The organism is Arthrobacter sp. FW306-1B-G06A, assembly GCF_058781765.1.
Genome location: NZ_JBYSXB010000006.1, coordinates 36,565 through 54,239 on the forward strand (window position 1 = coordinate 36,565; position 17,675 = coordinate 54,239).

19 protein-coding genes are annotated in these 17,675 nt (G+C 63.6%); 11 read left to right on the plus strand and 8 right to left on the minus strand.

Annotation, left to right across the window (positions count from 1 at the left end; translation table 11 throughout):
• Positions 1-55 precede the first annotated feature (55 nt).
• The 6 genes from AC3WJM_RS04610 (at position 56) to AC3WJM_RS04635 (ending at position 5,815) form a co-directional block, all read left to right on the plus strand.
• Positions 56-1,141, plus strand: coding sequence for an ABC transporter ATP-binding protein (locus AC3WJM_RS04610; protein ID WP_307052551.1), 1,086 nt, complete (start codon positions 56-58; stop codon positions 1,139-1,141).
• Positions 1,141-1,863, plus strand: coding sequence for an ABC transporter permease (locus tag AC3WJM_RS04615; RefSeq protein ID WP_284991389.1), 723 nt, complete (start codon positions 1,141-1,143; stop codon positions 1,861-1,863). The genes AC3WJM_RS04610 and AC3WJM_RS04615 overlap by 1 nt, the downstream gene beginning before the upstream one ends.
• On the plus strand, positions 1,860-2,606 hold the full coding sequence (locus AC3WJM_RS04620; protein ID WP_284991390.1) for an ABC transporter permease: 747 nt from the start codon (positions 1,860-1,862) through the stop codon (positions 2,604-2,606). Before AC3WJM_RS04615 ends, AC3WJM_RS04620 begins: the two co-directional genes overlap by 4 nt.
• Positions 2,603-3,547 carry an ABC transporter substrate-binding protein gene (locus AC3WJM_RS04625; RefSeq protein WP_284991392.1) on the plus strand — a complete coding sequence of 315 codons (945 nt, stop codon included), beginning with the start codon at positions 2,603-2,605 and terminating at the stop codon, positions 3,545-3,547. Before AC3WJM_RS04620 ends, AC3WJM_RS04625 begins: the two co-directional genes overlap by 4 nt.
• A gap of 142 nt (positions 3,548-3,689) precedes the next feature.
• On the plus strand, positions 3,690-4,910 hold the full coding sequence (locus AC3WJM_RS04630; RefSeq protein WP_059387460.1) for a pyridoxal phosphate-dependent aminotransferase: 1,221 nt from the start codon (positions 3,690-3,692) through the stop codon (positions 4,908-4,910).
• A 50-nt stretch (positions 4,911-4,960) separates the two neighbouring features.
• Positions 4,961-5,815 carry a polyphosphate kinase 2 family protein gene (locus AC3WJM_RS04635; RefSeq protein WP_059387461.1) on the plus strand — a complete coding sequence of 285 codons (855 nt, stop codon included), beginning with the start codon at positions 4,961-4,963 and terminating at the stop codon, positions 5,813-5,815.
• On the opposite strand, the gene AC3WJM_RS04640 is transcribed toward AC3WJM_RS04635, so the two are convergent.
• On the minus strand, positions 5,812-6,069 hold the full coding sequence (locus AC3WJM_RS04640) for an exodeoxyribonuclease VII small subunit (protein ID WP_059387462.1): 258 nt from the start codon (positions 6,067-6,069) through the stop codon (positions 5,812-5,814). The genes AC3WJM_RS04635 and AC3WJM_RS04640 overlap by 4 nt on opposite strands.
• 10 nt (positions 6,070-6,079) lie before the next feature.
• On the minus strand, positions 6,080-7,429 hold the full coding sequence (gene xseA / locus AC3WJM_RS04645; RefSeq protein WP_492271309.1) for an exodeoxyribonuclease VII large subunit: 1,350 nt from the start codon (positions 7,427-7,429) through the stop codon (positions 6,080-6,082).
• Positions 7,430-7,687: 258 nt separating this feature from the next.
• On the opposite strand from xseA, the gene AC3WJM_RS04650 reads away from it, so the two are divergent.
• The gene (locus AC3WJM_RS04650; RefSeq protein ID WP_492271272.1) at positions 7,688-8,566 is read left to right on the plus strand and encodes a hypothetical protein; all 879 of its coding nucleotides are present in this window, start codon (positions 7,688-7,690) and stop codon (positions 8,564-8,566) included.
• Positions 8,563-9,648, plus strand: coding sequence for a 4-hydroxy-3-methylbut-2-enyl diphosphate reductase (locus AC3WJM_RS04655; protein ID WP_284991398.1), 1,086 nt, complete (start codon positions 8,563-8,565; stop codon positions 9,646-9,648). The genes AC3WJM_RS04650 and AC3WJM_RS04655 overlap by 4 nt, the downstream gene beginning before the upstream one ends.
• 55 nt (positions 9,649-9,703) lie before the next feature.
• On the opposite strand, the gene AC3WJM_RS04660 is transcribed toward AC3WJM_RS04655, so the two are convergent.
• On the minus strand, positions 9,704-10,918 hold the full coding sequence (locus AC3WJM_RS04660; RefSeq protein ID WP_492271273.1) for a DNA recombination protein RmuC: 1,215 nt from the start codon (positions 10,916-10,918) through the stop codon (positions 9,704-9,706).
• Between the two features lie 123 nt (positions 10,919-11,041).
• Here AC3WJM_RS04660 and ychF point away from each other — a divergent pair, with 123 nt between their 5' ends.
• Positions 11,042-12,127: a redox-regulated ATPase YchF gene (ychF, locus tag AC3WJM_RS04665; protein WP_234748400.1), complete on the plus strand. Its 1,086-nt coding sequence runs from the start codon at positions 11,042-11,044 to the stop codon at positions 12,125-12,127.
• Positions 12,128-12,148: 21 nt separating this feature from the next.
• On the opposite strand, the gene AC3WJM_RS04670 is transcribed toward ychF, so the two are convergent.
• The 3 genes from AC3WJM_RS04670 to AC3WJM_RS04680 are packed head-to-tail and all read right to left on the minus strand — an operon-like array spanning position 12,149 to position 14,181.
• A complete protein-coding gene (locus AC3WJM_RS04670; RefSeq protein ID WP_492259713.1) occupies positions 12,149-12,916 on the minus strand; it encodes an SCO1664 family protein in 768 nt (255 codons plus the stop codon).
• Positions 12,916-13,464, minus strand: coding sequence for a DUF3090 domain-containing protein (locus AC3WJM_RS04675; RefSeq protein WP_492271274.1), 549 nt, complete (start codon positions 13,462-13,464; stop codon positions 12,916-12,918). Before AC3WJM_RS04675 ends, AC3WJM_RS04670 begins: the two co-directional genes overlap by 1 nt.
• Positions 13,465-13,488: 24 nt before the next feature.
• The gene (locus AC3WJM_RS04680) at positions 13,489-14,181 is read right to left on the minus strand and encodes a histidine phosphatase family protein (protein WP_492271275.1); all 693 of its coding nucleotides are present in this window, start codon (positions 14,179-14,181) and stop codon (positions 13,489-13,491) included.
• A 291-nt stretch (positions 14,182-14,472) separates the two neighbouring features.
• Between AC3WJM_RS04680 and AC3WJM_RS04685 the strand changes: the two genes are divergently transcribed.
• The gene (locus AC3WJM_RS04685) at positions 14,473-14,985 is read left to right on the plus strand and encodes a hypothetical protein (protein WP_492271276.1); all 513 of its coding nucleotides are present in this window, start codon (positions 14,473-14,475) and stop codon (positions 14,983-14,985) included.
• A gap of 13 nt (positions 14,986-14,998) precedes the next feature.
• On the opposite strand, the gene AC3WJM_RS04690 is transcribed toward AC3WJM_RS04685, so the two are convergent.
• The gene (locus AC3WJM_RS04690) at positions 14,999-15,478 is read right to left on the minus strand and encodes an alpha/beta fold hydrolase (protein WP_492271277.1); all 480 of its coding nucleotides are present in this window, start codon (positions 15,476-15,478) and stop codon (positions 14,999-15,001) included.
• A gap of 36 nt (positions 15,479-15,514) precedes the next feature.
• The gene (locus AC3WJM_RS04695; RefSeq protein WP_492271278.1) at positions 15,515-15,778 is read right to left on the minus strand and encodes an alpha/beta fold hydrolase; all 264 of its coding nucleotides are present in this window, start codon (positions 15,776-15,778) and stop codon (positions 15,515-15,517) included.
• 84 nt (positions 15,779-15,862) lie between these two features.
• On the opposite strand from AC3WJM_RS04695, the gene AC3WJM_RS04700 reads away from it, so the two are divergent.
• The gene (locus tag AC3WJM_RS04700) at positions 15,863-17,629 is read left to right on the plus strand and encodes a GNAT family N-acetyltransferase (protein ID WP_492271279.1); all 1,767 of its coding nucleotides are present in this window, start codon (positions 15,863-15,865) and stop codon (positions 17,627-17,629) included.
• Positions 17,630-17,675: the final 46 nt, after the last annotated feature.

Below are 17,675 nucleotides of genomic sequence, written 5' to 3' on the forward strand. Positions count from 1 at the left end.
TTGATTGAGTTCCATCGTTGATATTTGCGGCCCAAGAAGTTAGGTAAGCCCCGGAATGGCTGAAGCCATGATTGAGTTCCAGAGCGTCACCAAGCAGTATCAGGGCGGACAACCCGCTGTTGATGGATTGAGCATGTCCATCGACAAGGGTGCCATCACCGTGTTCGTCGGACCCTCGGGCTGCGGAAAGACCACGTCCCTGCGGATGATCAACCGCATGGTAGAGCCCACCTCGGGCACCATCACCGTGGCCGGCAAGGATGTCTCGAACGAACCTGCCGCCCAGTTGCGCCGCTCCATGGGTTACGTCATGCAGTCCTCAGGACTCATGCCGCACCGCTCCGTGCTGGACAACATTGCCACCGTTCCGCGGCTCAACGGCGTTTCCAGGGCGGCAGCCCGCAAACGCGCGGAAGAACTGCTCGACGTCGTCGGGCTGGCTTCCGTGCTCGGCAAGCGGTACCCGTCCCAATTGTCCGGCGGCCAGCAGCAGCGCGTCGGCGTGGCGCGAGCGCTCGCAGCCGACCCGCCCGTGCTGCTCATGGACGAGCCCTTCAGCGCGGTGGACCCGGTGGTCCGCGACGAACTCCAGCAGGAACTCCTCCGGCTCCAGCGCGAACTGGCCAAGACGATTGTTTTCGTTACCCACGACATCGATGAGGCCACCGTGCTCGGCGATAAAGTGGCCGTTTTCGCCGTCGGGGGCAAACTGGCGCAATACGCGGCACCCGAAGAGATCCTCCGGGCACCCGCCAATGACTTCGTGGCCTCGTTCGTTGGCCGTGACAGGGGATTCCGGCACCTTTCCTTCAACGGCGCCGATGCTGTTCCGGTGCATCCGGTCAAGACCGTGGAAGCCCCGCACGTTGCCGCGGGCAGCACCGAATGGGCGCTGGTGCTCGACGGCGACTCCCGGCCTATGGGATGGGCTTCACCACGCGACGGCGCCGGGCTGATTCCCGGTGGGTCCTTGTTCCGGCGCGGAGACACGCTCCGCAGGGCGCTGGATGCCGCGTTGTCCTCGCCTTCCGGCCTTGGCGTGGTGGTGGACGACGACGGGCGGCTCGAGGGCGTCCTCAAAGCCGATGAAGTGCTGGCGCTCATCGAACAGACCCGGCACAACCGGGAGGACGCCCCCTGATGGAATGGTTCCTGGCGAACAGCGGCATGGTCTTCGAACGGGCTGGCGAGCACCTTGTCCTGGCTTTGATTCCCATGGTTCTGGGTCTGCTCATTGCGGTGCCCTTGGGGCAACTGGCCCGCCGGAACCGTACCCTCAGGACCGTGGTCACTACAGCAAGTTCCCTGCTGTACACCATTCCCTCATTGGCGCTTTTCATCATCCTGCCGCCGATTCTCGGAACCCGGATCCTGGATCCACTCAACGTGGTGGTTGCCCTCACCATGTACGCCGTTGCCCTGCTCGTGCGGGCTGCCATGGACGCCTTCGACTCCGTGGACGACGACCTCCGCATGGCGGCAGTGTCCATGGGATTCAAGCCGACCGCACGGTTCCTCCAGATCGACCTTCCGCTTTCCTTGCCTGTGCTTTTTGCGGGCCTGCGCGTGGTGTCCGTCAGCAATATCTCCCTCGTCAGCGTCGCCGCGCTTCTAGGCGTTGGGAACCTGGGAATGCTGTTCACCGACGGGCTGCAGCGGGCGTTCGTCACTGAGGTGGTGATCGGCATCATCGCGATTCTCCTGCTTGCCCTCGTCATGGACACGTTCCTGGTCCTGCTCGAGAAGCTGCTGACCCCCTGGACGCGGGCGAGCGCCGCAACCACCAGACAGGATGGCAAAGCCGACAGTAAAGCGGCGCAGTTCATCGCGGATGCCGAGATCCACGGGGAGGCCGCCCGATGAGCAACATCTTCGTTGACACCCTCGCTTGGCTCACGGATCCGGTCCACTGGTCAGGAAGCGGCGGAATCGCCACAAGGCTCTTGGAACACCTGCAGTACTCCGGGCTGGTCCTCGTAATTGCCGCGGCGATCGCCGTGCCGGTGGGCCTCTTCATCGGCCACACGGGACACGGACGCGTGGTCGCCGTCGCGTTCGCCGGGGCCTTGCGGGCACTTCCGACCCTCGGCCTGCTTGTCCTCTTTGCCCTGTTGGCTGGAAGCGGACTCATGCCCCCGGTTTGGGCCCTCGTCATCTTGACAGTGCCACCGCTCTTGGCCGGGACCTACGCCGGGATTTCCAGCGTGGATCCAACGGTGGTTGACGGGGCCCGGGCCATGGGCATGACGGAACTGCAGATCTTGTTCCGGGTAGAGCTGCCCAACGGACTCCAGGTCATGTTCGGCGGCATCCGCACGGCGGTCCTTCAGGTCATCGCGACGGTTTCCGTGGTGGCATACCTTCCGCTGGGCGGCCTGGGGCGTTATCTTTTTGACGGATTGGTCCTTCAGGACTTCCCCCGCATGCTCGGCGGGTCACTGCTCATCGCGGCGTTGGCAATCGCCGTCGACCTCGTTCTGGCCGTGGCGCAGAGGATCCTCCTCCCGCCCGGACTTTCCATCGATTCCAGCGGCGGCCACAAGGCCGCCGGAGATCTCGCAGCCGCCGCACCGGCGGGGGCTGCCGTTCAAGGAGGTACCGCATGAAGCAACCCGTCACCCTGACCCGCCGCGGGCTCGGCGGCCTGGCGGCCGGAGTCGGCATTGCGCTTGCACTCAGCGCATGTGGCGGCAGCCCGCTGTCCAGCCCGTCCACCAACGCCCCCTCCGGGGCCGGCGGCTCGCTCACGGTGGGCTCGGCAGATTTCCCCGAGAGCCAGGTCATCGCCGAAATCTACGCCGGAGCACTGAACGCCGCCGGCGTTACCGCTACGACGAAGCCCAATATCGGATCCCGCGAGATCTACTTCAAGGCCGTACAGGACGGTTCGATCGATCTCGCCCCTGACTACTCCGGAAACCTGTTGTCCTACCTGGACACGAACGCCACGCAGGTATCGGCCGATGATGTCTACAAGGCGCTGCCCGGGAAGCTTCCGCAGGGCCTGGGAGTGCTCGATCCCGCCAAGGCTGAGGACAAGGACGCCATGGTTGTCACGAAGGCCACGGCGGAGAAGTACCAGCTCAAGTCCATCGAGGACCTCGCCAAGGTCTGTGGGGACCTCACGATGGCAGCACCGGCAACCTTTGAGACCCGCGCCTACGGGTTCCCTGGCCTCAAAGCCAACTACAACTGCGTGCTCAAGGGCCTGAAGCCGTTCAGCGACGGCGGCGGGAACCTCACGCTGCAGGCCCTGCTGACCAATGATGTCCAGGTTGCCGACATCTACACCACCACGCCGTCCATCCAGGACAACGCGCTGGTGGTCCTGGATGATCCCAAGAACAACTTCAAGGCCCAGCAGGTCCTCCCGCTGTACAACATGGCCAAGATGACGGACAAGGCGAAGGCAGCCCTCAACAACGTTTCGAAGATCCTCACCACGGACGACCTCATCAACCTGAACCGCGCGGTCAGTGGCAACCAAAAGCAGAATCCAAAGGACGCTGCAGCCGCTTGGCTCAAGGACAAAGGGATCGTGAAGTAGCTTTCCCAAGCAGTGCCCGGCGGCGGAGGCCCCGGCTAAGGACGACGGCGGCGAGGAACCCTGGTGTGGGCCTCGCCGCCGTCGTCCCCAATGTGAGTGATGTCTCAACGGAAGTACATCCCCGGTGTGGCATATTTGATGAATGGCAGAATTCAAGCAGTCCACCAAGCTTCATAATGTCCTTTACGACATCCGTGGACCGATTCTTCAGGCCGCCCAGCAGATGGAGGCAGAGGGTCACCGCATCCTCAAACTGAATATCGGAAACCCGGCACCGTTCGGATTTGAAGCGCCGGACGCGATCTTGGTGGACATGATCCGCCACCTGCCGCATGCCCAGGGATACAGCGATTCGCGCGGAATTTTCTCGGCCCGTACCGCCGTCTCGCAGTACTACCAGACCCGCGGCATCCAAAACATCCACGTTGACGACATCTACCTTGGCAACGGCGTCAGCGAGCTCATCACCATGTCCCTCATGGCCTTGCTGGAGGTGGGGGATGAGATCCTCATTCCCACTCCCGACTACCCGCTCTGGACCGCCTCGGTGGCACTTGCCGGCGGCCGTCCGGTCCACTATCTGTGCGACGAGGAATCGGGCTGGCAGCCGGACCTCGAGGACATGGAATCGAAGATCACGCCTCAAACCAAGGGCATCGTGGTCATCAACCCCAACAACCCCACGGGTGCCGTGTACCCGGAGGAAACCCTCAAGAAGATCGTGGCCCTCGCTGAAAAGCATGGACTCGTTGTGTTCGCCGACGAGATCTACGAGAAGATCCTCTACGAAGACGCTGTCCACGTGAATCTTGCCGGACTCACCGGCGACGATGTCCTCTGCCTGACGTTCAGCGGATTGTCCAAGGCCTACCGGGTATGTGGCTACCGCGCCGGCTGGATGGCTATCTCCGGCCCCAAGAAAGACGCCGCAGACTACCTCGAGGGCATCAACCTGCTGGCCAACATGCGCCTTTGCGCCAACGTGCCGGCCCAGCATGCCATCCAGACCGCCCTCGGGGGCCACCAAAGCATCAACGATCTCATCTTGCCCGGCGGTAGGCTCCTCGAACAGCGGAACAAGGCCTACGATCTGCTCAACGCCATCCCCGGTGTCAGCACACAACAGGCCAGGGGTGCCCTCTATCTGTTCCCGAAGTTGGACCCCGAGGTCTATCACATCCGCGACGACGAGAAATTCGTCCTCGACCTGCTCAAAGAACAAAAAATCCTCGTCTCACACGGACGCGCCTTCAACTGGGTGCGGCCTGACCACTTCCGCATGGTGACCTTGCCGAACGTCAAGGATATTGAAGAAGCGATTGGACGCATGGCGGACTTCCTCGGGCGGTACCAAGGCAACTAGCCTGTTGTGCAAGCCGCGACGAATGCGGCCGGACCAGAGGGGACATCGACATGGCCGGGACCAAGGAGTTCACCAAGCAGGTATCCACGATCTTGAAGGCCGGGCCTGGATTCTCGCTGGATGCAGCAGACCCCGAATCGACGCCCGGCTACAAGGGAAAGAAGTCTGACGGCGTCGCCTTGCTGGCAGCGCAGGACGGTCGTTTGGACGTCCTGCAGGAGATGCTCTTTGCCGAGGGAAAATTCGGCAGCTCCAAACGAGTGCTGTTGATCCTGCAAGCCATGGACACGGCGGGCAAAGGCGGGATTGTTGAGCACGTCGTCGGATCGATGGATCCCCAGGGTGTCAAGGTTGCTCCGTTCAAGGCTCCGACTGATGAGGAGAAGGCCCACGATTTCCTGTGGCGGATCGAGAGGGCCCTGCCGGCGGCGGGATTCGTCGGGGTTTTTGACCGATCCCACTACGAGGACGTGCTGATCCACCGGGTGCACGGTTGGGCCAATGAAGATGAACTGGAACGACGCTATGCGGCCATCAACGAGTTCGAGGCAGGCTTGGCCGAACAGGGCACGGCGATCGTCAAGGTCATGCTCAACATCAGCCGCGATGAACAAAAAACGCGACTGCTGGCGCGATTGGATGACCCGTCCAAGCACTGGAAGTACAGCACAGGCGATCTCAAGGAACGCGCGTTTTGGGATTCCTATATGGAGGCCTATCAGCTGGTCTTTGAGAAGACCTCAACGGAGGTAGCGCCCTGGTATGTGGTTCCGGCGAACAAGAAATGGTTCGCGAGGATCGCCGTCCAGGAGCTTCTGCTTGAGGCCCTCGGGAAGCTGGACCTGAGCTGGCCGAAAGCCGACTTTGACGTGTCGGCGGAACGGGCGATGGCCGTCCAATCCTAAGAGGCCGTCGCTTCATCCTCGCCGTTGTTCCGGGCGGCGGCCAACCTTCTGCGGGCACCCTCCAGCCACTCTTCGCAGCGCTTCGCCAAAGCCTCGCCGCGTTCCCAGAGAGCGAGTGATTCCTCAAGGCTTGCTCCGCCGGCTTCGAGGCGGCCAACGATGGCCATGAGCTGCTCGCGGGCTTCCTCGTAGCTGAGGGCGTCCAGGTCCTCAGCGGAAGCCTTGGCCGCAGGGGATGTGTTTTCTGCTGTCATTTCATAGTCCTCATTTTTGCTTGTGCTGGCTGGGTTGTCCGGCAGGTGCCAGGGTTCCGGAAGATACAGCGGCAAGGCGGCCTTCCGCCAAACGGAGCGTCAGCTCCGTGCCGTCAGGGGCCTGGTCCGGGTTCCGGACGACGTCGTGTCCCACTCCGTCCGCTCCCGCAAGCTGGACGACGGCGTACCCGCGGTCCAAGGTTTTTTGGGGGGACAATGCCCTTACCTGGGCGCGAAGGTGGTGCACCTGGTCAAGTGCGCGGATAACCGCGGAGCTCACCGCAGTGTGGGCGTGCTTCCGGAGCCGTTCGACGTCGTCCTCCCGCGCCGTGACCATTCCTTCGGGGGACGCCAGCACAGGGCGTGATCTCAGCGCGTGGAGTCGATCCGTTTCGCGGTCCACGAGGCGTCCCACGCCGCGGCGTAGCTGCTCGCGGGCCTGGCGTACCCTCGCCAATTCCTCGGCGACGTCAGGGACGATCCTCTTTGCGGCGTCGGTGGGCGTCGATGCGCGAAGGTCGGCGACGTCGTCCAGGATGGGATGGTCGGCTTCATGGCCAATTGCGCTGACCACCGGAGTGGCCGCCGCGGATACCGCCCGGACGAGCTCTTCGTTGCTGAACGGAAGCAGATCTTCCAGGGCTCCGCCACCACGGGCGATCACGATCACGTCCACGTGCGGATCGGCGTCGAGCTCCTTGAGCGCAGCCAGGATCTGGCCGACTGCCGTGACACCCTGGACTGCGACTTCCCGGACGGCGAATTCAACGGCGGGCCAGCGAAGCGCCGCGTTGCGCAGGACGTCTTTCTTGGCGTCGGAATCGCGGCCGGTGATGAGCCCGATCCGGTGGGGGAGCAAGGGCAGCCGTTTTTTCCTCGAGTCTGAAAAAAGCCCTTCAGCGCCAAGGGCCTGGCGCAAGCGCTCGATTCTGGCGAGGAGATCGCCGAGGCCGACGGGACGGATGTCCTTGATCGACATGTTGAGCCGGCCGGTCTTGAGCCAGAATTCAGGTTTCACCAAGGCCACGACGCGTGAGCCACGCTCCAGCGGCATCTTCTGGCGGTCCAGGACATTGGACCACAACGATGCGGGCAAGGAGATCTCTGCGTCGGTATCACGCAGCGTCACGAAGGCGCTGCCGCCGCGACGGTTGAGCTCGATGACCTGGCCTTCGATCCAAGCGGCCGGAGCCCGTTCTATGTGGGTCTTGAGCTTGCGGGACAGCAACTGCAGCGGCCAAGGATTGTCGGGACTGGTCTCCGACGCCGTCGCCGGAAGGGTTGACTCTGCCTTCGTGGGTTCTCCTTGGCGGGACTCTTCGTCCTCTGATCCAGGGTTCGGGAATCCCGAAATCGGCAACGCGCGTGGCGCCCCGCCGGGTACGGCGTCATAGGACACGCGGGTAGCCTCCTGTTGGTGGCTGGTGCATGGTTCTGTCCTCGCTGGTACTTTGCTAGGGGTGCCGGAAGTATTCCTGCTATAAGAGCTACTGAAAATTTGCTACCGAAAAGCAGGCGGCAGGCTTCCAACTCTATCCATACCTTGTAGCATGCATGGCCGACATTTACCCGTCGTCGCCCCGCCTGGAACTGCTGCACTCCAAACTTGAGGAATCCATTGCGCTCGTTCGTCTCTGCAATCGCAGTGATCTTTGCCCTTCTGCTCACAGCAATCGCCGTCCCGATGGCATGGACGGACACCGACATCGTCCGGGAAGACGGGTTTGTGGCGCTTACCTCTTCGATCGGGATGGATCAAGCGTTCCAAGCGCGCCTGGCGTCTACTGCCGTCGCAAGCCTGGAATCCAAGGTCAACCTGCCGGCGCCGGTGGAACAACTTGGCGCTTCCTTCCTCAAGGACGCGGCCACCGCGATGACCACGTGGCCCGAATACCCGCAAGCGTGGAATGAAACCGTACGCCGGAGCCACCAACTGACTTTCGCGGGCAGTGCCCGCCCCGGGAACTCGACCGCGGGAACGTCCTTGGTGCTCGACGTCGGCCCCTTGGTCAAGCTTGCCGCCGACCGGCTGCACGCGGCAACGGGCCTCCCCATTGCGACGCCGGACTCCACGCTGATCAACATCGGCGGCCCCGCCCAGCGCCAGCAGGTAGATGCCATCGCCGCATATGCGCCGATGTGGTGGATTCCCGGCCTCGGCGCCGTCCTGCTGTTTGCCCTGGGCCTGCTTGCCGCGAGGCGCAGGGGTGTGGTTCTCCTCTTTGCCGGACTGGGCTTGGCCGCAGTCGCGGCGCTGTGGCAAGTGGCCACGACGGTGCTGAAGGGCGCAGGCGATGCGGGCCTGGGCGGAACCGCTACGGGTGGCCTCTTCGCGCGTGAGCTGCTGGCAGCGGCGGTCGACAATTTCGCCGGCTGGATCACCATCGCCTGGATTGCCGCTGGAGTGCTCGCGCTTCTTGGCCTGCTCGGCGTGATCTTCTCACGCAAAGCCAGGCCGAGCGTGCGGGTGAACGCTGCCGGTAGCATGGAGGGATGACCAGCTCAGCAGTTTCCATTCCGATGCCCTCTGTCCCGCGTAGGCGTCGGACGCCGGAAGAGGTGCTGGCCGCCGCTCCGGTCGCCGGCCCCAAGCGCGTCTTGCTCGCGGCCCCCCGCGGATATTGCGCAGGCGTCGACCGTGCGGTCATCGCGGTGGAGAAGGCACTGGAACACTATGGGCCGCCGGTTTACGTGCGCAAGCAGATCGTGCATAACGTCCACGTGGTCACCTCGCTGGAGGAGAAGGGTGCCATCTTCGTTGAAGAGACGGACGAGGTACCCGAAGGCGCCCTCGTGATCTTCTCGGCCCATGGCGTGTCCCCGGCGGTCGTGCAATCGGCCGAAGACCGTGGTCTTCGGACCATCGATGCCACCTGCCCGCTTGTCACGAAGGTGCACCGCGAAGCCGTCCGCTTCGCCAAGGAAGACTACGACATTCTCCTGATCGGCCACGACGGCCACGAGGAAGTGGAAGGAACGGCGGGCGAAGCCCCGGACCACATCCAGATCATCAATGGTCCGCATGAGGTGGACAAGGTCACTGTGCGCAATCCGGAGAAGACCATCTGGCTTTCGCAGACCACGCTGAGCGTCGACGAGACCATGGAGACCGTCCGGATGCTCAAGGAGCGGTTCCCCACGTTGCAGGATCCGCCCAGCGACGACATTTGCTATGCCACTACCAACCGCCAAGTGGCCATCAAGAAGATTGCCCCGCAGGCCGACCTCGTGATTGTGGTGGGATCTGCGAATTCTTCCAACTCCGTGCGGCTCGTCGAAGTGGCGCTTGAATATGGCGCCAAGGCCTCTTACCGGGTCGATTTCGCGAACGAAGTCGACGAGAGCTGGTTCGAAGGCGTTGCCACCGTGGGCGTGACGTCTGGCGCTTCCGTTCCGGAGGTCCTGGTCCAGGACGTTCTCCGATTGCTGGCCGACTACGGTTACGGTGCGGTTGAAGAGGTGGTGACGGCGGAGGAAGACCTGCTGTTCTCCCTGCCGAAGGAACTGCGCGCCACCCTCAAAGAGGCCGGGGACGTCACTCGCGCCTTGGGTGGGCGCGGGAACCGACCGACTTCGTAGTCTGGGTCCTGGGTCCTGGGTCCTGGGTCCGGGCCCGGACGACTACCAGACAGTCCTAGGCCGCGGATTCGTCTTCGATCAGTTCGGGTGCGGCAAGGGTCCGCGGCACGGCTTCCACGGCCGACGGCGACACCAGCCCGTCGGCGTCCATGGAGTTGAGCTTCCGTGCGGTGGGCAAGACGCGTGCTTCAAGCGTTCCGACCAGCGCGTTGTAGCGATCCACCGAGGTCTTCAGCGACGAACCCAGCTTGCCTACGTTGTCACCGAGCGTCCCCATGCGTTCGTAGAGCTGCCGGGCGAGCTCGAAGAGCTCCCGGGCATTGTCCGTCAGGACGTCCTGGCGCCAGGTGAAGGCGACGGACTTTAGAACTGCCAACAAGGTGCCGGGGGACGCGAGCACCACGTTCCGGGATAGGGCGTGATCCAAGAGTGCAGGGTCCGCTTCGAGGGCGGCGGCCAGGATGGACTCCGCGGGCAGGAAGCAGATCACCAGCTCTGGCGAGTTGCCGGGGATGTCCCAGTACTTCTTGGACCCCAGGGCATCCACGTGGGACTTGAGGGCCTTCGCATGTGCGAGCAGCAGGGCATCCGCGCCGTTGCCCACAGATTGGAGGCCGTCGACCCGCTGGGTGGAATTGCCCTGTTCCTGGGCAGCGAGGTAGGACGCCAACGGAACCTTGGCGTCCACCACCAACTGCTTTCCACCCGGCAACTGGACCACAAGATCCGGCCGGACGGCGTTGTCGGCGGACGCGGAATGCACCTGCTCGTGGAAATCGACGTGACGCAGCATGCCGGCGGCCTCCACCACCCGGCGCAGCTGGACTTCACCCCACTGCCCCCTGGCACTGTTCGACCGAAGGGCGGAGGCCAGGGCGTGCGTGGAGCGCAGGAGTTGTTCATCGGACAGCCGGGCTTCCTGGAGCTGTTGGGCAAGCTGGCCGTACTGCTCCAAGCGATCACGCTCCAGAAGCGAGACCTGTTGCTGGACGGCCGTCAGCTTCTCGGCAACGGGAGCGAGCGCGCGCAACACACTGCCATCCTGGTTCCTGGACTCGTTCAGTTCACGGTTCTGCGACAGCAGAAGCCGCCGTTCGGCGTCGGCGGCGGCAAACTGGGCGTTCACCGCGGCAAGCCGGGCGGAGACGCCGTCGAAATCTTCCTCAAGCGCGGCAGTGCGGCGCCTGAACAGCAGGAAACCAGCCACCACCCCGGCGGCCGCTCCCAGAAGAAGCATGAACAAAGCGAGTATTACTGCAAAACCATCCATGTCTCCAACCTTGGCATAGGGGTCGGACAATATAGCGAAGCCGGATCACGGCACCCGGGCGTGGGGTCCACGGTTCCACCTGCGAAAGCGGAGAGGGGCACTCAACGGGTAGAATCAATGCTCGTGGCTCTTACTATTGGCATCGTCGGACTGCCCAACGTCGGCAAATCAACTCTTTTCAACGCACTGACCCGCAACCAGGTGCTGGCCGCGAACTACCCGTTCGCCACCATCGAGCCAAACGTCGGCGTCGTCAACCTCCCGGACCCGCGCCTGCAGAAGTTGGCGGAGGTCTTCGGATCGCAGCGCCTCCTGCCCGCGGTCGTCTCGTTCGTTGACATCGCAGGTATCGTCAAGGGCGCCTCCGAGGGCGAAGGCCTGGGCAACAAGTTCCTCGCGAACATCCGCGAAGCAGAAGCCATCGCCCAGGTCATCCGCGTCTTCGATGACCCCGACGTTGTCCACGTCGACGGCAAAGTCGATCCGCGCTCGGACATTGAGACGATCAACACCGAACTGATCCTGGCCGATCTCCAGACGATCGAAAAGGCCATTCCCAGGATCGAAAAGGAAGTCAAGATCAAGAAGCGGGAAGCCGCGGAACTCGCAGCGATCCTGGCTGCCCAGGCCGTCTTGGAACGTGGCGACACGATCTTCTCTTCGGTCAAGAGCGACAAGCTCGAGATGGAGCACCTCAAAGAGCTCAGCCTCCTCACGGCCAAGCCCTTCATCTATGTCTTCAACTCGGACGAAGGAATCCTCGGCAACCCGGAAAAGCAAGAGGAACTGCGCGCCATGGTGGCGCCGGCGGACTGCATTTTCCTTGACGCCAAGCTGGAATCGGATCTCGTCGAACTCGACGAGGAAGAAGCCCGCGAGATGCTCGAGATGAACGGCCAGGACGAATCCGGCCTCGACCAGCTGGCACGCGTCGGCTTCCACACGCTTGGACTGCAGACCTACCTGACTGCTGGTCCCAAAGAAGCCCGCGCCTGGACCATCCACCGTGGCGACACCGCGCCCCAGGCCGCAGGAGTCATCCACACGGATTTCCAGCGCGGATTCATCAAGGCCGAAGTTGTCTCCTTCGATGACCTCATCGCCGCCGGGTCCATGGCCGAGGCAAAGTCCCGCGGCAAGGTCCGAATTGAAGGCAAGGAATACGTCATGGCCGACGGCGACGTGGTGGAGTTCCGCTTCAACGTCTAGCCCCTGCGGGAGGGCAATTCCCTAGAACAGCGGCCAGGGCACCGCCGGCATCTCACCGCTCGGAGCCGGAAACCGCCCTGCCAAGCGCAACCGGGCGCAGCGCGCGGCGAGCGATGCGATTTCTTCGGCACTGAGCAAGTCCGCCAGGTTTCGGCCCAGTTCACCGTGCAGTCCTTCGCTGACACGATCGATGCCCTCGCGTTCCTCGGCGGTCAGAGGGTCTCCCAACCATCCCCACAGCACCGTGCGCAGCTTGTGGTCACGGTGAAAGGTGAGGCCATGGTCGACACCGTGGCGCTGTCCGTCCGCCATGGCGAGAATGTGGTCACCCTTGCGGTCGGCGTTGTTGACGACCGTGTCGAACACCGCCATGCGCCTGAGTGCTGGCGAGTCTTCGTGGACGAGGGTGACCATGCGTCCGTTGCCGTCCCGTCCCTCGAGAACGTGCTTCCAGCCTGTCTCCGGCACGTGGTCTGTCGCCACGAGATCCACGGCGTTTTGGGCCGGGTCTTGGTCCTGCCAGAGCTGCACCATTCCTTCGCCCATCGGACCATCGCGCAGCCAGGTGTGTGGCACGATGTCCCAGCCGAAGGCCTGCGAGACCAGGTACGCGGCCACCTCCCGGTGGGCCAGGGTGCCGTGGGGAAAGTCCCACAGCGGAGTTTCGCCGGCTATCGGCTTGTAGACGACCACCACGTCGCCGATGCTGCCCAGAAATGTAGCGTTTGAAGCCGTCGTGATGCGGCCGGTGAGCGTCAACTCGGCGGTCCCGAGCTCCGGCGTCGGCATCAGACCTCGGGAAGGGTGCAGATGTGCCCGTCGGCGTCGATGGGGTACCCGCAGAGCGGGCACGTCGGACGCCCGGCGCCCACGATCTCACGGGTGCGCTTGGCGAAGGCGCGGGCCGTGCCGACCGGCATGCGGACCAGCAGCATTTCGGTCTCGTTAGCGCTGTCCTCATCGTTGTCGTCGGCGTCGGCGTCGGCATCGGTGATGGGGAAGGCCTCTAGTACGATCTGGGCCGTGGTTGGGTCCCACCCTAAGCTCATGGCGCCGGTGCGGAACTGCTCCTCAACGGACTCGAGCTGGTCATTGTCGACAAGTTCAACGGGAGTACCCGTGGGGACGCTGAAGGGGTTGCCCTCCACGGTGATGAGCTGGTCGAGAATTTCGTCGATCTTCTCCGCGAGCAGAGCCGACTGCTCTTTCTCCAAGGCCACAGTCACGATCTGCGTCCCGGCGCGCACCTGCAGGTAGAACGTGCGCGCCCCGGGAAGGCCAATGGTGCCGACGACGACCCGATCAGGCCAGGCAAACTCGTGAACACGTGTAGGCATGTCAGTATTCTAGGCGCATGGGGTTCATGGCGCCTTCCGCCCTGGACCGCCGCCCACCGGCGCATCGCCGGACTGGATGCCGTTCGACAGCCAGGACAGATCACCCGCATCGGTGTTGGTCGCATAGACGCTTGGCCGGTTAGCGCCGTAGCGCACGATCGATACGGAGCCGGGGCCCACGGTAATGCGCTGGAACAGATCGAGGTGCATGCCGAGTGCGTCGGCGAGGATTGATTTGATGATGTCACCGTGACTTACCGCCACCCACACCGCCCCTGGCCCGTACCCGGCTTCGAAGGCTGCATCGTGGCGTCGAATCGCAGCCACCGAGCGAGCCTGCATCGCGGCCATGGATTCACCGCCGGGAAAGACGACGGCGGAGGGCTGGGACTGCACAACCGGCCACAGATCCTCGGTCGCGAGATCACTGAGCGTGCGGCCCTGCCACTGGCCGTAATCGCACTCGGTGAGATCGGGATCGACTGGCGCGTACGGTGTGCCAGCCTGGCGATCGAGGATGAGCTGGGCGGTCTGCCGGCAACGCTCAAGCGGGCTCGACACCACTGCGACCAAGGGCACGGCCGCGAGCCGATCTCCGGTCAGAGCGGCCTGGTCGCGCCCGATCTGGTCCAGGCTGACGCCGACCGCCCGCCCGGCCAGCAGCCCCGTGGCATTGGCTGTGGTGCGGCCGTGCCGCACCAGAATAACTGTCGCCATCCACCCAGCCTAACCACCCGCTCGCTGCGGTGGAGCCGATATTTACGCCGTCCTATCCGGCACGGGGTAGACCAGGGCAACTTCGCCGGCCGGACGCCTGCTGCCCACGGCGAGCGCGGCGTTCACATCCTGGTCAGGTGCCCGGTCCTTCGTCGCTGGCCGAGCCCTAGCATTCGTCCGGCGGGGAATCGGGGGCTCGGTCGACATGGCCGGTACAGTTCATCTCGCGAGTTATCCACATAACGCAACTCAGCCGTTCTGCACGGCTTGCGCTTTGGCAATACTTGGTGAATGGGAATCAGATATTACGGATATGCATTCGACGGCGACCTCACTGAACAGGTGCTTTCCGACCCGATAACCTTCGTGTCGGTCGATCCGCTTGCTGATGCTTGGGGCCTTGACCCTGGTGTCGGGACCAGTAGTACCACGTTCGAGCAATTGATATCTGAGCGCGACATGCTCTATCTGGACAAGGCATGGCGGCATCTGCAGGTTCTCACGGCCCCATTGGGGGCGGCCACGCCGTCGCGACCCGCTTTTCGTATGTTTGAAGGCAACGTGACCATGCATGGCGAAGGTTGGGATCCGTGGGTAAGGGCCTTGACTCCGTCCGAGGTTTTGGCGATTGCTCAGGACTTGGACGATATCTCGGATGCGGAGGTGAGGCTGCGGTTGCCGGATTCGCCATGTGTCGATCGGGACCTTGACGTCGAGTATGCCGTTGGCTATCTTCGACGGGCTCGGGTCTTCGCCACCAATCTCGCCGACGAGGGGCGCGGCATGGTCTACCTGATCGGGTAACGATCATCCTGTCTTAACCCCAACCGGCGACATCCTGGCTCAGAATACCGGGCCAGGTTCCGACATCGTCCGGGGTGCGGGCCACCGTCAGTGTTGCTTGGGGGAGCAGTGCGGCAAGGGTTTCCGCGGTTGACAGCGGGTGGCCCGGATCATCCACCCACGCCAGGATCGTCGTCGGTATGTCGATTCGCGCGACGTCCTCACGGGCAGGAAGGTCGCTGAGTGCCGCGCCTCGAAACACCGACGGCAAGAGGGCGTCACCGACGTCGGGTACCGTCTCCGGCGCACCAATTGTGGCCGGCGGCGGCGTTGCCCCGCGGGTGCTGGCGAGGAACGCCTCGACGCCAACGGATTCGATAAGCGCCGCGGCAACCCTGTAGTTTGCAGCCTGTGCAGCTCGGGTTTCCCACGCGGTGGGTGGCACCATGAGCGTGAGCCCGGTAAAGCGGTCTGGCTCGCGGGAAGCGGCGTGCAAGAGTGTGCCTGTACCCATGGAAGGACCGACTCCGTGGACGCGTTCGCCCGGAAATCAGTGGTCGAGCAGTCGCAGGAGGTCGTCGGCGAGGTTTTGCCACTGATAATCCGCCGGGACCTTCCGCCCGGTCGACCTGCCATGGCCACGTGCGTCATACCGAAGCAGTCGAGTTCCGCTAAGCCCGCGTCCGAGGTCGAGATTGAGTACCCGGTCGTGCGCGCGGCTTGAGGTAAGGCCATGCAGCTGGACAACGGGGTGTCCGCCCTCGTCGCTCAAAGCCACCGCAAGCTCGGCTCCGGGAACCTCGAAAGTGGGCATCAGGCTCCTCGTTTCGTCACTGACTGCGTCACTTTTAGCGGCCGAGTTGAGCATTCAGGCTATCTGGGGCGATACGATACTGCCATGCGCCTGACCAACGTCACGCACCTGCGCCTACCATTCGGACGACTTTGGGGCTACGACGTCAGTGTCTCGGCGCTCGGCCAACGCCTTCCGGTGTCCTTTGACCAGCGGCTTCATGTGGGAGCGGGTTCCCGGCCCGGCTCCTGGATGGCAATGTCCTTTCGGCTGCCTACGCCAACTCGTCGCGAGTCAATTGCCGAAGCCTGGCTGGCTGTCATCGCCCGTCATGGCACGCTGCGAACGGCCTTCGTGCCCGGTGCGGATGGTGATCCGGAGCTTCATGAAATTGATATTGCTCCTGGAACCTGGGTGGAGCATCAGGTGTCTCCTGGCCAGTCCGTAAATAACGCGTTGCGGGACATTCTCGATGCCGCATGTTCGCCATACCAATACCCCTCACACCGGCTGTGCGTGTTGGAGACTGCCGCTGGACTCACGGTTGTGATTGCTGCCGACCATGCCCACGTCGATATGTGGTCGATGCTGGTGATCGCGCGGGACCTGCTGTCGGCGCTCGATGCCGGGAAGGCAGGCCGTGAACCGTTGCCCGGGCCAGTGCCGGCTTTTGTCGAACACACCCAAGCACTGCTGGATCGGAATACCGCGCCGGACCACGCGCGTCAGCGGTGGGAAGACATCATCGGGGACAGCGGCGGCGTCATGCCGCAATTCCCCTTGCCCCTGGGTGCGCCCGATCCTCAGCGCGAGCGTGTGGAAGTCCGCGATGTGTTCGATCTCGACGACGGTGCGGCATTCGCGGCGCAAGCCCGCAACGACGGCGTCTCGACGCTCGCGCTCGCTGTTGTTGCGATGACCGCGGTGACCCGCGAGTTGGCGGGAACCCCGTTGCGGGCTGTTTTTCCCGTGCACAGCCGCTTCGACGACAAATGGCATGACTCAGTCGGCTGGTTCATTACCAATTCGGTACTTGAATCTGCGGTCCCCGAGCCGCTCGCCGCGGCGGCCGCGGTAAAAGAGGCTGTGCAGCTTGGCTCGTGGCCGCTCGCGGACGTTCTGGCTCCATGGGGCGGCATGCCCGTGGCCCCGGGGATGTTCGCGATCTCCTGGCTGGACCTGCGCAGGCTCCCGGTGCGAATCGACTCCGTCGGACTCGACGCCCAGTACGTGAGCGCGGCAATCGATACGGACGGCGTCATGCTTTGGTTCATCCTGGACGAGTCCGGCCTGCACTTGAGGTGCCGTTATCCCGACACCGTTGAGGCTCGAGCCAACGTCGGCGGATGGCTTGATCTGCTGGTCGCTCGTTTGCAGGCAGGTGCGCGATCCTCGGTTCGAGGACTGCTGCGGGTGGCGGGCCGGACCTTCAGGCTGGAACGGGCGAGCCGCGATGATGTTGAGGCCATCGCCGCGCTGCTGTCGGATGATCAGTTCGGTCCCGACCGCGAGTGCGTCGAGCTCGAACAATATGAGGCGGCCTACAACCTGGTTGCTCGCGACAAATCCAATTATCTGGGGGTTGTCCGCAATGATTCCGATCGCATAGTTGCCACGATGCAATTGACCGTCATCCCAGGTCTTTCCCGCGGTGGTTCTTCCCGGCTCCAGATCGAGGGACTGCGAGTTGCGGCCGCGGAGCGTTCACATGGCTTGGGCACCGCGATGCTTGAGTGGGCACACGATTTTGGACGTGCGCGCGGGGCGCAACTGGCACAGGTGACAACCGACGAAGCGCGGGAACAGTCTCGAGCCTTCTATACCCGCCTCGGATATCGGACCGCCCACGTAGGGCTGAAACGGCGCCTGTAGGCACCTTCCCCGCGCGTCGTTGGTGGGGTTTCGCGTGACTACGTTT

Bases quoted from the DNA above. Each gene is read 5' to 3' on its own strand.
- AC3WJM_RS04615 (WP_284991389.1), top strand. From the start codon at position 1,141: ATGGAATGGTTCCTGGCGAACAGCGGCATGGTCTTCGAACGGGCTGGC.
- AC3WJM_RS04630 (WP_059387460.1), top strand. From the start codon at position 3,690: ATGGCAGAATTCAAGCAGTCCACCAAGCTTCATAATGTCCTTTACGAC.
- AC3WJM_RS04640 (WP_059387462.1), bottom strand. From the start codon at position 6,069: ATGACAGCAGAAAACACATCCCCTGCGGCCAAGGCTTCCGCTGAGGAC.
- AC3WJM_RS04610 (WP_307052551.1), top strand. From the start codon at position 56: ATGGCTGAAGCCATGATTGAGTTCCAGAGCGTCACCAAGCAGTATCAG.
- AC3WJM_RS04695 (WP_492271278.1), bottom strand. From the start codon at position 15,778: ATGCCCACTTTCGAGGTTCCCGGAGCCGAGCTTGCGGTGGCTTTGAGC.
- AC3WJM_RS04680 (WP_492271275.1), bottom strand. From the start codon at position 14,181: ATGGCGACAGTTATTCTGGTGCGGCACGGCCGCACCACAGCCAATGCC.
- AC3WJM_RS04690 (WP_492271277.1), bottom strand. From the start codon at position 15,478: ATGGGTACAGGCACACTCTTGCACGCCGCTTCCCGCGAGCCAGACCGC.
- AC3WJM_RS04685 (WP_492271276.1), top strand. From the start codon at position 14,473: ATGGGAATCAGATATTACGGATATGCATTCGACGGCGACCTCACTGAA.
- AC3WJM_RS04675 (WP_492271274.1), bottom strand. From the start codon at position 13,464: ATGCCTACACGTGTTCACGAGTTTGCCTGGCCTGATCGGGTCGTCGTC.
- AC3WJM_RS04700 (WP_492271279.1), top strand. From the start codon at position 15,863: ATGCGCCTGACCAACGTCACGCACCTGCGCCTACCATTCGGACGACTT.
- AC3WJM_RS04625 (WP_284991392.1), top strand. From the start codon at position 2,603: ATGAAGCAACCCGTCACCCTGACCCGCCGCGGGCTCGGCGGCCTGGCG.
- AC3WJM_RS04635 (WP_059387461.1), top strand. From the start codon at position 4,961: ATGGCCGGGACCAAGGAGTTCACCAAGCAGGTATCCACGATCTTGAAG.
- AC3WJM_RS04620 (WP_284991390.1), top strand. From the start codon at position 1,860: ATGAGCAACATCTTCGTTGACACCCTCGCTTGGCTCACGGATCCGGTC.
- AC3WJM_RS04670 (WP_492259713.1), bottom strand. From the start codon at position 12,916: ATGCCGACGCCGGAGCTCGGGACCGCCGAGTTGACGCTCACCGGCCGC.
- AC3WJM_RS04660 (WP_492271273.1), bottom strand. From the start codon at position 10,918: ATGGATGGTTTTGCAGTAATACTCGCTTTGTTCATGCTTCTTCTGGGA.
- AC3WJM_RS04655 (WP_284991398.1), top strand. From the start codon at position 8,563: ATGACCAGCTCAGCAGTTTCCATTCCGATGCCCTCTGTCCCGCGTAGG.